Source organism: Synechococcus sp. Tobar12-5m-g (genome assembly GCF_024345415.1).
Lineage (GTDB): Bacteria > Cyanobacteriota > Cyanobacteriia > PCC-6307 > Cyanobiaceae > Regnicoccus.
Genome location: NZ_JAGQBB010000002.1, coordinates 181,707 through 193,432 on the forward strand (window position 1 = coordinate 181,707; position 11,726 = coordinate 193,432).

Consider the following 11,726-nt stretch of genomic DNA (forward strand, 5'->3'; position numbering starts at 1 on the left):
GCCATGACCCTGGCCTACCTCGATTGCCCCACCGGCGTGGCCGGCGACATGCTGCTGGCCGCCTTGTTCGACCTTGGCCTTCCCCTCGCGGCGGTGGAGGCACCCCTGGCCGCCCTTGGCCTCACCGGCGCCTACCGGCTGCGGGTCGAGGAGAGCCGCAGCGGCGGCCTTCGCGGCCGCCGGCTCAGCGTGGATCTGCTGGAGCCCCAGCCCCCCCACCGCCGCTGGGGTGATCTACGCGGCCAGATCGACTCCAGCGCAATGGATCCGATCCTGCGGCAGCGGGTTCTAAAGGTGTTCGGCTTGCTGGCCGAGGCGGAGGCCGCCGTGCACGGCCACCCCGTCGACGCCGTCCATTTTCACGAGGTGGGGGCGGTGGATGCCCTCGTGGATGTGGTGGGGGTGTGCGCCGGGCTGCTCCATTTCGAGGTGAGCCGCCTGATCAGCGCCCCGCCGCCGGCGGGCCATGGATCGGTGGCCACGGCCCACGGCCTGCTCCCCCTACCGGCGCCGGCGGTGCTGGAGCTGGCCCGCCGTCATCGGGTGCCCCTGGCCGCGGTGGAGGGGCGGCCCGCCGGGGAACTCACCACGCCCACGGGCCTGGCCCTGGTCGCCGCCTGGGCCGCTGGCTTCGGCGCGGCGCCCGCCATGGTGCCGGCGGCGGTGGGGATCGGTCTGGGCCATCGCCAGCTGGATCGCCCCAACCTGCTGCGGCTCTGGCTGGCTGACGCGTCAACGGAGCCTGAACTGGCCAGTGGGACTGGGCCGAACCTGGAAACGGTGGTGCTTCAGCAGGCCCAGGTCGATGACGCCAGCGCCGAGGACCTGGCCTTCCTGGTGGAGGAGCTGCGGGCCGGCGGGGCCCTGGAGGTGTACAGCCAGGCCATCCAGATGAAAAAGGAGCGCTCGGGTGTGCTGCTCACCGTGGTGGCGCCCCCCGAGCGGGCGGCGCCGCTGCGGGCGATCTGGTGGCGCCAGGGCAGCAGCCTGGGGGTCCGCGAGCAGTTGCAGCAGCGCTGGTGCCTGCCGCGCCAGCAGCGGCAGCTGAGCACGGTCTGGGGACCGGTGCGAATCAAGGAGGCCGAATTGCCGGATGGCAGCCGCCGCTCCAAGCCCGAGTTCGAGGACCTGGCGGCCCTGGCCCGTGCCCATGGCCTGAGCCTGCGCCAGGTGCGTGACACCGTGCTGCTCGCGCTGGCCAGCGACAATCCAGATCCGCGAAGCGAAGGCCCCTGATGCTGAAACTGCCGCCGCTCTCGCTGAAATTGCCTTCCCTCTCGCTGCCGCCCCTGCCGGGGGGAGCGCGGCTCTGGGTGAGTCTGCTGAGCTTCGGCTTTGTCTTCGCCGCCCTGCTGGGGAATGGGCAGCAGCTTCTGGCCCTGCGGCTCGATCCCCAGGGCTGGCTGTGGCTGATGATCGGCGTCGGCATCAGCCTGCTGAGCCTGGCCGTCAATGGACTGGCCTGGACGGTGGGGCTGCGCTGGCTGGGGTTTCGGCCCGCCTGGGCCGCCTGCCTGAGATTTTACCTGCGTAGCAACCTGCTCAAGTACCTGCCCGGCGGCATCTGGCACCTGGCCGCCCGGGTGCAGCTGCTGCGCCAGGCAGCTGATCCTTCCCCGGGCGGGGCGGGGCCGCTCCTGTCGGCCCCCTTGCCCACCCCGCAGGCCCTGGTGGCCGTGTTGCTCGATCCCGTACTGGCGGCCAGCGCGGCTTTGCTGCTGCTGGGCCTGGGGGGCTGGCAGAACGGCCTGGCCCTGCTGGCCCTGGTTCCCATCGTTGTGCTGATGCCCCGCTGGCTCAATCCCCTGCTCGGGCGCATGGAGCGGCGGCGAGCCCGTCAGTTGGGCCTGGAGGAGCTGGACCAGGCGAACGGGGCCGCCCAGCCCTTCGCCCTGCCGGGCTACCCCCTGCTGCCGTTGCTGCCGCAGTTTGGTTTTGTGCTGCTCCGCTTCGGTGGCTTCGCCTGCTGCGTGCTGGCCTTCGATCAGCAACTGAGCCTGGGCTGGCCCAGTTGGCTGGCCGGTTTTCTGCTGGCCTGGACCGTGGGTCTGGTGGTGCCCGGTGCCCCCGGGGGTTTAGGGGTGTTCGAAGCGGTGCTGCTGCTGCGGCTCGGGGCGGAGTTGCCGGAGGCACCCCTGCTGGCGGTGGCCCTGAGCTATCGCCTCGTGGCCACCCTCGCCGATCTGCTGGCGGCCTTGACGGCCCGGCTGGATGGGGCCCTGGCGGCGGCGGCCAGGGCCTGATCCTTCGCAACTGCTTCTATTGTTGAGAAGACCCGAGGGCTGGCTTTGCGCCTTCCCAGTCCGTGTCCCTGTCCATGGCTGCCAGTTCCTCCCCCCGCTCAAGCGAGCCGCTGGCCTCCACCGAGCTGCGCACCTCCCTCCACGGTCGCGGCCAGCGGCTGACCCCCCAGCGCCAGCGTGTGCTGGGGCTGTTCAAGCGGATCGGCGAAGGCAGCCACCTCAGTGCCGAGGAGGTGCACCAGCGCCTGCTGGGGGCGGAGCAACGGGTGTCCCTGGCCACGGTGTACCGCAGCCTGCGGCTGCTGAGCTCGATGGAGCTGCTTCGGGAGCTGGAGCTGCCGGAGGGGGGGCGGCGGTTCGAGCTGGCCAGCGACACCCATCGCGACCATCACCATCTGGTTTGCGTGGGTTGTGGTCGCACCGAGGAATTCGATAGCGCGGCGGTGCTGGCGGCAGGCGAGCAGGCGGCCGGCGGCCATGGCTTTCGCCTGATTGAATGCGTCCTCAATGTGCGGGCGCTCTGTCCGCGCTGCGCAGCGGAGCCCGCCAGCTGATCGGAATGGAGTCCGGGCTGCGGTGAGGAATCCCGCATTCATTCAGCAGATCTGCTCAATGCATCAACCAAGGCAGCGCAGATCAACGGGTGCAACTAACCTAAAAAAGATGAAGAAACCGAATAAGAAGACCTGACATGCGAATTGCTCAGATTGCGCCCCTTTACGAAAGTGTTCCACCGGCGCGGTATGGAGGCACCGAACGGGTCGTTCACTACCTCACCGAGGAACTCGTGCGCCGGGGCCATGAAGTCGTCCTGTTCGCCAGTGGTGATTCCCGGACCAGCGCACATCTCTGTGCCTGTGTGCCCACCGCGCTGCGATCGGCTGGGCACCAGGGGGATCCAACCATCCACGAAGTGATTCAGCTCGACCATGTCGTCGCCCAGTTGGATCAGTTCGATATCCTGCACTTTCACGTCGGCCATGTTCATTTTCCGTTGATGAGTCGGCTGGGTCGGCCGCACCTCAGCACCGTCCATGGCCCCTTGACCGCCCCGCCGCAGGCCGCGCTCTACCGCCACTTCGACCAGCTCCCCTTGGTGTCGATTTCCGATTCCCAACGCCGGCCGGTGCCCGCGGCCAACTGGGTGGGAACGGTGTATCACGGCCTTCCCACCGATCTGTATCGCCTCCAGGCCGTGCCGCAGAACTACCTGGCCTTCGTGGGCCGCATCTCGCCGGAGAAACGCCTCGATCGCGCCATCGAGATCGCCAGGGAAGCGGGTCTTCCCCTGAAGGTGGCCGCCAAGGTGGACGCCGCCGATCAGGCCTACTTCCGCGAGCGGATCGAGCCGCTGCTGCGGGACAACCCCCAGGTGGAGTTCATCGGCGAGGTGGATGATGCCGCCAAGCAGGAGCTGCTCGGCAACGCCCTGGCCCTGCTGTTCCCGATCGACTGGCAGGAGCCGTTCGGGCTTGTGATGATCGAGGCCAATGCCTGCGGTACGCCGGTGATCGCCTGGCGCAACGGCTCCACCCCCGAGCTGATCGACCACGGGGTCAACGGCTACCTGGTGGAGTCGATCGAGGCGGCCACGGCGGCGGTGCATCGCCTCAACCAGATCGACCGTTGCCGGGTGCGCAGCCACTTCGAGGTGCGGTTCTCCGCCACCCGCCAAGCCGAAGACTACGAACAGCTTTACCGCCACCTGATCCAGGCGGGCCGCAGCGATTCGCCCGCCCACCGCTCCCGCCACGCCCCCGTGGCCCATGCCTGACCAGCTCCCTCCCTTTGTTCTCAAGGACGGGGAAACCTTCGCGATGCTCGACTCCCGGGGCGAGATCTGCCCCGAGAGCCAGCACGATGCCGGCATCTTCCACCGGGGCGCCCGCCACGTCAGTCGGCTGCAGCTGTTGCTCTGGGACCGTCCGCCGGTGGTGCTCAGCTCCACCGAACGGGGGGCGGTCGGCCTGCAGGTGAGCCACCTCGCCAATGACGGGGTCGCCTCCCCGGGTCCCGCCGCCATGACGGTGCACCTGGAGCGCAGCACGGTGCTGACCCCTTCGGCCTGCCTGCAGCAGCTCTGCTTCACCAACGATGGGATGCTGCCGTTGCGGATGCCGCTGACCCTGCGCTTTGACGCCGATTTCTGCGACATCTTCGAAGTCCGGGGCTACATCCGTACGCAGCATGGGCGGCGGGTGTGCAGCTCCAACCTCTCCGATCTGGAGTGTTCGTACCACGGTCTCGACGGGGAGGACCGGGTGACGGTGTTGCGTCTCAGCGCCCCGGTGGGGGAGGTGGGTGAGGGCCATCTCGGTCTGGAGTTGGACCTGGAGCCACGCCAGACCCAGCGCCTCTGGCTGGTCATGGATTTTCATCCCGGTCCCTCGCCGTTGTCGCCGGAGCGGCACTACGAGCTGGCCCTGGTGGCCACGATCGAGCGCTTCCGCGAGGCCCGGCGCAGCGCCGCCGCGGTGATCACCGATAACCAGGCCTTCAACAGCTGGTTGATGCGCTCCTTCTCGGACGTGCACCTGCTCTCCAGCACGGTCGAGGATGGGCTCTATCCCTATGCGGGCGTGCCGTGGTTCAGCTGTCCCTTCGGCCGCGACGGCCTGATCACCGCCCGCCAGATGCTGATGGTGGAGCCCCGCCTGGCCCGGGGCGTGCTGGGCTACCTGGCCGCCGCCCAGGCGACGAGCGACGATCCTTCCCACGACCAGGAACCCGGCAAGATCCTGCACGAATCGCGGCTGGGGGAAATGGCCGCCCTCGGCGAGGTGCCCTTCGCCCGTTACTACGGCGCGGTGGATGCCACCCCCCTCTTCCTGATTCTGGCCGGCGACTACCTGCGCCGCAGCGATGACCGTGACTTCATCGCCGGCCTGCTGCCTGCCCTTGACGCCGCCATGGCCTGGATCCACAGGGCCGAGCGGCGCAGCGACGATGGATTTCTTCGCTATCTCTGTTCCGCCCAGGGTGGGCTGCGCAACCAGGGCTGGAAGGATTCCGAGGACGCCGTTCACCATGCCGATGGCCGTCTGGCCGAGGGCTCGATCGCCCTCTGCGAAGTGCAGGCCTACGCCTACGGCGCCCGCCGCTCCCTGGCGAGGGTGCTGCGGTCCTTCGGCAGGGCCGCCGAAGCCGAGGTCTTGCTGGAGGAAGCCCAGTCCCTGCGTCAGCGCTTTCACCGGGCCTTCTGGTGCCCGTCGATCGACTCCTATGCCCTTGCCCTCGACGGCAAGGGCGAGGCCTGCGCCGTGCGCACCTCCAACGCGGGCCATTGCCTCTGGAGCGGAATCGCCACACCGGAGGCGGCGGCCTCGATCGCCCGTCAGTTGTTGTCGCCGACCAGCTTCAACGGCTGGGGGGTCCGCACCCTCGACGAGCGCGAGGCCCGCTACAACCCGATGAGCTACCACAACGGCTCGGTCTGGCCCCACGACAATGCCCTGATCGGCATGGGGCTGGCACGCTACGGCTACCGCTCTGAAGTGCTGCGCATCCTCTCTGGCCTGTTCGACACGGCCAGTGCGTTGTCGTTGTTCCGGCTGCCGGAGCTGTTCTGCGGCTTTCCGCGCCGGGAGGAGGAGGGGCCCACCTTCTACCCGGTGGCCTGCAGCCCCCAGGCCTGGGCGAGTGGCAGTGTCTTCGGCCTGCTCGAGGCCGTCACCGGCATGACAATCGAGCGGGACACCGGCAGTGGCCGGGTGCAGGTGAACCTGAGCAATCCCGTTCTGCCCGAGGGCCTCAACTTGCTGGAGATCAACGGACTGCGGCTTGGGGAGGAGGAGATCGATCTGCAGGTGCACCGCAGCGATCACGATGTCGGCGTGCTGGTGCGCCACCGCACGCCGGGGGTCGACGTGTTGATCCGGAAGTGAGGGGGTCGGCCCAGTGGGCGGTGAGGGCAGCCAGAAGGCTGGAGCGATCACCAAGGATTCGGATCATGGGGGGCGCCTGCTGGCTGCGGATCTGACCCGCCGACCGATCCGATGGCACAGGTGGTTGTTGCAACTGTCAATTGCTATTGAGAACCACTTGCAAATGACTGGGGCGACTGTTTAGATTGCGAGTCATTCGCAACAGTCCTGGTTTCGTGAGCTTTCGTTTCCTGCCCGATCGCCCGTCCGTCCCCGTCCGCATGCCCGCCGGCCAGACGGTGCTGCTCGATCCAGCCAAGCGCCCCAGCGGCAGCTGCCTTGAGGTGCTGGAGGGCATTGCCCGGGTGTATTGCCCCTGCGAGGAAACCGAGGGCATGACGCTCGCCTTTCTGCAGGCCGGCGACCAGCTGCGCACCGACCGGCTCTGCAGTGAGGGCGTCTGCGTCGAGGCGCTCACCCCGCTCTGCTTCCGCAGCGACGCCGAACGGCAGAGCCTCGATGGCTTCGATCCGGTCAACGAATGGACCCTGCAACTGCTCCGCATCCGCCACCTCGGCAGCGCCGAGCAGCGGCTCCATGCCCTCTTCGGCCTGCTGGTGCGACGCCTGGGGCGGCGCTGCGGCCCCTGGTGTGACCTGCCCTTCCGCCTCACCCACGAGCGCATCGGTGAGCTGATCGGCACCACCCGGGTCACCACCACGCGGCTGATTTCGCGGATTCGCCAGGCCCGCCTGTTGGAAGCGCCCGCCGGAGAAACGGTGTTGCGCCTGGCGCCTTCCCTGGTGGAATCAGCGCCGCTGGCGGCGACCTGATCCCCAGGAGGCCATGATCCTTCCCCTACTGCTGACCGTGGCAACGGTGGCCGTGCCCGTGTCGCCGCAGCCCCCCTGGCCCTGCCCGGTGCCGGCCGGATGGGATCTGTTGGCGCAGGCGACCCTGCCCCGTGAGGGCCTCGATGGCCAGCCCATTGGCGGCTTCTCCGCCGCCGTGGCGGAGCCTCAGCCGGGCCCTGCTGCCGGCCCGATTCTCTGGCTGCTCAGCGATGCTCCCCGGCCCTACCTGCTGCCGGTGCGGGGGGTGGAGACCATGGGCTCAGCACCCCTGCGCATCGGCCGTCGGGTGCCGTTGACCACGACGGCGGGGGACCCCTTCCCCGATCCCCTCGATGGCGAGGGGATGGTGCTGCGGGGCGAAGATCTGTGGATCGTCAGCGAGGGGCGCCGTACGGTGGAGCAACCGGCCCGGCTGCTGCGCTTTGATCGCCGCAGCGGCCGGCTGCGGGAAGCCCTGGACCTTCCCGAGGACTGGCGCACCGCCCCGGGTCGTGGACTGGGAGCGAATCAGGGCCCTGAATCGCTCACCCTGCTGCCGCCCGGGTTCGAGTCTTTGCTGGTGGCCGCCGAGCGGCCCCTGCTGCAGGACCGCCCTGGCCAGGTGCGTCTGCTCGCCTTTGGCCCGCTGGCCTCTGCCCTGGCCCCGACCGGCCAGCCGGCGTTTCGCCCGCTCGGCAGCTTCGATCTGCCCCTGGAGGGCCCCGCCTGGGGCCTCACCGACCTGCTGGCCTGGCCCGGGGAAGGCGGCCCGGCCGGCCTGCTGGGCCTGATCCGCGGCTACGAAGCCCCGGCGCGCTGGTGGGCGCGGCTGGTGTTGCTGCCACTGCCTGACCAGGCTGCAGCGCCCTTGCGGCCGATGCGGCAGTGGGATCTGCTGGCCGCCGGCCTCACCCCGGACAACTGGGAAGGTCTCGCCGCTGGCCCGCCCCTGTCGGATGGACGACCGACGCTGGTGCTTGTGAGCGACGACAATTTCAACCCCCTCCAGGCCAGCCTGATCGCCCGCGTCGCCCCCCGCTGCGCGTCAACCCCATGAACCTTCGCCGCCGCCAGCTGCTTGCCCTGCTCGGAGTTGGGGCCGGAACCCTGGCCGCTCCCAGCCTGCGGTCATCGGCGGGACCTGGATCGGCCAGCCAAGGGCCCAGGGCGGCCGCCGCCGCGCTCCCCTTCGAGCCGGTGCTGGCCCCCCTGCCCCTGGCCAGCGATGGCCTGGCGGCCAGCGAGCAGCGGAGCCGCTATGGCCGCCTCGCCCTCGAGGATCGGGTGGTGGTGCCGGAGGGCTTCCGCGCCGACCTGCTGCTGGCCTGGGGAGATCCGCTTGGTGACAGCCGGGTGGGCTACAACAACGATTTCCTTGCCCTCACGCCCCAGGGGCCTGAGCGGGCCCTGCTGACGATCAATTTCGAGTACATCAGCGAACGCCCCTGGCTGGAGGGTTTCGCCCAGGTGGTGGGCCAGCCCCTGCCCTGGTCCGAGCTGGTGACGGCGCTGGCCAGCCGGGGTGGGCGGATTGACTGCACCGCCCTGGCGGCGGCGGACCCGCTCTGGCCCCTGCTGCGGGGGGTGGCGGACCAGGCCATGACCGACCTGGGCATTGGCGTGGCCACCCTGGCGGCCTCCCCGGGGGGTGGCTGGGTGCGCAGCGCCGGGCCCCTGGACCGGCGGATCACCGGACTGAGCGGCCTGAGCCGGCCGGAGCAGCGCCTCAAGGTGAGCGGGCCCGCCGCCGCCGTGTTCCGCCGCAGCCAGCGCCTGGGCTACGACGACGGCCTGGGTGATCGGGTGATCGGCACTTTCGCCAACTGTGCCGGCGGCACGACCCCCTGGGGCACCGTTCTGAGTGCCGAGGAAAACTTCCAAAGCCTGGTTTGCGAGCCGGTGTTTGCCGATGGCAGCTCCCAGCACCCCCGCGAGCGGCCCCTGGTCTGCCGCGAGGGCGACCTGGAGGGCCTCGGCAATGTGTATGGCCTGGCCGGCAACAAGTACGGCTGGATGGTGGAGATCGATCCGGCCGATCGCGCCGATCCGGGCACCAAGCACACCGCCCTGGGCCGCTTCCGCCATGAGGCGGTGGCTGTGAAGGCGGTGGAGGGATCTCCCCTGGTGGTCTATTCCGGCGACGACCGTCGCGGCGGCCATCTCTACCGTTTCGTGAGCGCCGGGGTGGTGCGGGATCCACTCGACCCGCGCAACTCCGCCCTGTTCGGCCAGGGGCGGCTCGAGGTGGCCCGCTTCAGCGCCGATGGCACCGGCCGCTGGATTCCCCTGCTGCCTTCCACACCACTCGATCCATTCATGCCGTCGGGTTTCGGCGCCGCCGGCCTGCCGGTGCCGGTGATGCTGCCCAACCCCGACCGGCTGCAGCCCGGTGGGGTCACCTTCACAGCCGATGCGGAGGTGCAGGCCTACGCGCAGCGCTTCCCCAGCCTGACGGCGCTGTACCCCGGTGGCGGCGAAGAGCAGCAGGGGGCCATCCTGATCGACGCCCACCTGGCCGCCAATGCGGTGGGGGCCACCCCCACCGCCCGCCCGGAAGACACGGACCTGGATCCGGTGACGGGCGACCTGCTGATTGCGTTCACCTCCGGCAGCCCGGATGCCGAAGGCGGCGCCGATCCGGCGATGTTCCAGGGGCCGAATGGGGAAACGAGCTGGCCCCACGGCTTCGTGATGCGGCTCAGCGAGGCCGGGCCGGTGGCCGATGGCCGTTTCCGCTGGCGCATGGTGGTCACCGGCGGTGAACCCTGGGCGGGAGGCATGGGCTTCACCAATCCCGACAACCTCGCCCTCGACAAAGCCGGCAACCTCTGGGTGGTGACCGACCGCAGCATGGGCTCATCAGCCGCTGATTTGTTCGGGAACAACAGTTGCTGGCTGCTGCCCCGCCAGGGGGCCGCCGCTGGCAAGGCCCTTTGCTTTGCCACCGGGCCGATGGAATGCGAGCTCTGCGGCCTTGCCCTCGATCCCCAGGAGCGCAGCCTGCTGCTGGCGGTGCAGCACCCCGGGGAAGCCAACGGCATCCACCGGGCCGGCATGGAGGAATTCCAGGCCTTCACCCTGGTGGATCGTGACGGGGGCCGCTTCTCCCAGCTGCGCCAGGTGCCGCTTGGCTCCAACTGGCCCGCCGGCGCGCCGGGCCGTCCGCCGCGGCCGGGGGTGGTGGTGATCCGCAGGCTTGATGGCTCAGCGTTGCTGAAGGCCTGAGCCGGGCTCCTCCAGACTGGGCATCAACGCCAGGGAGGCCAGCAGGCCGAGGGCCAGGATCAGCAGGGCCGGCACCAGGGCGGCCGAGACCCGCTCGTCGCCGGCGTACTGATACACCCGCACCGCCAGGGTGTCGAAATCGAAGGGGCGCAGGGCGAAGGTGAGCGGCAGCTCCTTGACTGTGTCCACGAACACCAGCAGCCCGCCAACCAGCAGGGGCCCCCGCAGCAGGGGAAGGTGCACGCGCCGCAGCACCTGGAGCCAGCTGCAGCCCAGGCCGGTGGCCGCCTCATCGACGCTGGGGGGGATGCGTTCGAGCGCCGCGTCGAGGCCCCCCTTGGACACGGCCAGGAACCGATCGCCATAGCCCCAGAGCAGCAGCAGCAGCGGACTTAAGCCCAGGGGACCGCCGATCAGCATCAGGGCCAGGGCCAGCACGGTGCCCGGGATGGCGTAGCCCATGCCCGCCGTGAAGGTGAGCTTCTGCAGCAGCGGCTGGGGGATCCAGCGGCGGGCAATCGCCAGCAGCAGGGCGGCCGCCACGGTGACCAGTGCAGCGGCCAGGGCGAGGCCCAGGCTGCGCAGGCCTAGGGCCAGCAGGTCACCGGCCGAATCGCTCTGGAGGTGGTCGCGGCTCACCACGGCCCAGGTGAGGGGAATCCCCAGGCTGGCCAGGGGCGGCAGCAGGGTGAGCAGCTGGGCGGTGTGCCGCCGCCAGCCCTGCAGCTGCCATTGCAGCGGGCTGGCCCCCTCGTTGCCCAGGTTCCAGCGGCGGCTGCGCTGCCGCAGCCAGCGCTCGGCTCCCACCAGCAGGCTGACCATCACCAGGGCCAGCAGGGCAAGCCCCACCGCTCCCTGCAGGTCGCCCTCCCCCTGCCAGCGCTGCAGGATGCCCCGCGAGAGGGTGGGCACGCCGAGCAGTTCCACGGCGCCGAGTTCATTCACCACCTCCATGCCGCTCAAGGCCACGCCCGCGCCGATCGAGGGCAGCGCCAGGGGCAGCGCCACCCGCCGGAAGCTGCCCCAGGGGCCCACCCCCAGGCTGCGGCAGGCCTCCAGCTGGCGGCGGCCGCTCACCGAGAAGCTTTCAGTGGAGAGCAGGAACACGTAGCTGTAGGTGGTGAGACTCAGCAACGGCACCGCCCAGCCGATGCCGTGGATCCGCAGGCCCCAGCGGCTGCCGAGGTCCACCAGCACGGCCGCGAGCACGAAGGCCGGGGCCGCCAGCGGCAGCACCTGGGCCAGGCGCAGCCAGCGCCGCCCGGGAAACCGGCAGCAGGCGGTCAGCCAGCCGTTGGCCGTTCCCAGCAGGGCGCCGATCAGCCCCACCCCCAGCACCAGGGCCAGGGTGTTGAGCAGTTGTTCCAGGCCTTCGGCGCCGAGGCGCAGGCTGCTGATCCCGGGCCCGAGCCAGGCATAGAGCACCAGCACCAGTACCGGCAGCAGGGCCAGCCCGCAGACCAGCAGAACCGCCACCGTCAGACGCCAGCGCCTGGCCGGTGCCCTGGCTGCCACGGCCTTGTCAAGAATTGGCCGCTCGGGCATTGCCAGTGACGCCATCC

General features: G+C 70.0%; 9 protein-coding genes and 1 pseudogene. 9 read left to right on the forward strand and 1 reads right to left on the reverse strand.

The features are described from left to right. The first annotated feature begins 3 nt into the window (after positions 1-3). From larC to KBY66_RS02770, 9 genes and pseudogenes are all read left to right on the forward strand, one after another. A complete protein-coding gene (gene larC, locus KBY66_RS02730) occupies positions 4-1,236 on the forward strand; it encodes a nickel pincer cofactor biosynthesis protein LarC (RefSeq protein ID WP_255087602.1) in 1,233 nt (410 codons plus the stop codon). Beyond that, on the forward strand, positions 1,236-2,243 hold the full coding sequence (locus KBY66_RS02735; RefSeq protein ID WP_255087603.1) for a lysylphosphatidylglycerol synthase domain-containing protein: 1,008 nt from the start codon (positions 1,236-1,238) through the stop codon (positions 2,241-2,243). Before larC ends, KBY66_RS02735 begins: the two co-directional genes overlap by 1 nt. 74 nt (positions 2,244-2,317) lie before the next feature. Next, on the forward strand, positions 2,318-2,797 hold the full coding sequence (locus tag KBY66_RS02740; RefSeq protein ID WP_255087604.1) for a Fur family transcriptional regulator: 480 nt from the start codon (positions 2,318-2,320) through the stop codon (positions 2,795-2,797). Positions 2,798-2,934: 137 nt separating this feature from the next. Further along, positions 2,935-3,231: pseudogene (locus KBY66_RS02745) on the forward strand (glycosyltransferase); the annotation flags it as partial. Positions 3,232-3,285: 54 nt separating this feature from the next. Further along, positions 3,286-4,017: a glycosyltransferase family 4 protein gene (locus KBY66_RS02750; protein WP_255087651.1), complete on the forward strand. Its 732-nt coding sequence runs from the start codon at positions 3,286-3,288 to the stop codon at positions 4,015-4,017. Beyond that, positions 4,010-6,127 (forward strand): glycogen debranching N-terminal domain-containing protein, encoded by a 2,118-nt coding sequence (locus KBY66_RS02755; protein WP_255087605.1) that lies wholly within the window; start codon positions 4,010-4,012, stop codon positions 6,125-6,127. The genes KBY66_RS02750 and KBY66_RS02755 overlap by 8 nt, the downstream gene beginning before the upstream one ends. Positions 6,128-6,342: 215 nt before the next feature. Continuing rightward, entirely contained in the window at positions 6,343-6,939 is a 597-nt protein-coding gene (locus KBY66_RS02760; protein ID WP_255087606.1) for a Crp/Fnr family transcriptional regulator, read from the forward strand. Between the two features lie 13 nt (positions 6,940-6,952). Next, the gene (locus KBY66_RS02765; protein ID WP_255087607.1) at positions 6,953-7,996 is read left to right on the forward strand and encodes an esterase-like activity of phytase family protein; all 1,044 of its coding nucleotides are present in this window, start codon (positions 6,953-6,955) and stop codon (positions 7,994-7,996) included. Then, entirely contained in the window at positions 7,993-10,164 is a 2,172-nt protein-coding gene (locus tag KBY66_RS02770; protein WP_255087608.1) for a PhoX family protein, read from the forward strand. The genes KBY66_RS02765 and KBY66_RS02770 overlap by 4 nt, the downstream gene beginning before the upstream one ends. Here the strand turns inward: KBY66_RS02770 and KBY66_RS02775 are convergent. Next, positions 10,144-11,724: an ABC transporter permease gene (locus tag KBY66_RS02775; RefSeq protein ID WP_255087609.1), complete on the reverse strand. Its 1,581-nt coding sequence runs from the start codon at positions 11,722-11,724 to the stop codon at positions 10,144-10,146. The genes KBY66_RS02770 and KBY66_RS02775 overlap by 21 nt on opposite strands. Between the last annotated feature and the right edge of the window lie 2 nt (positions 11,725-11,726).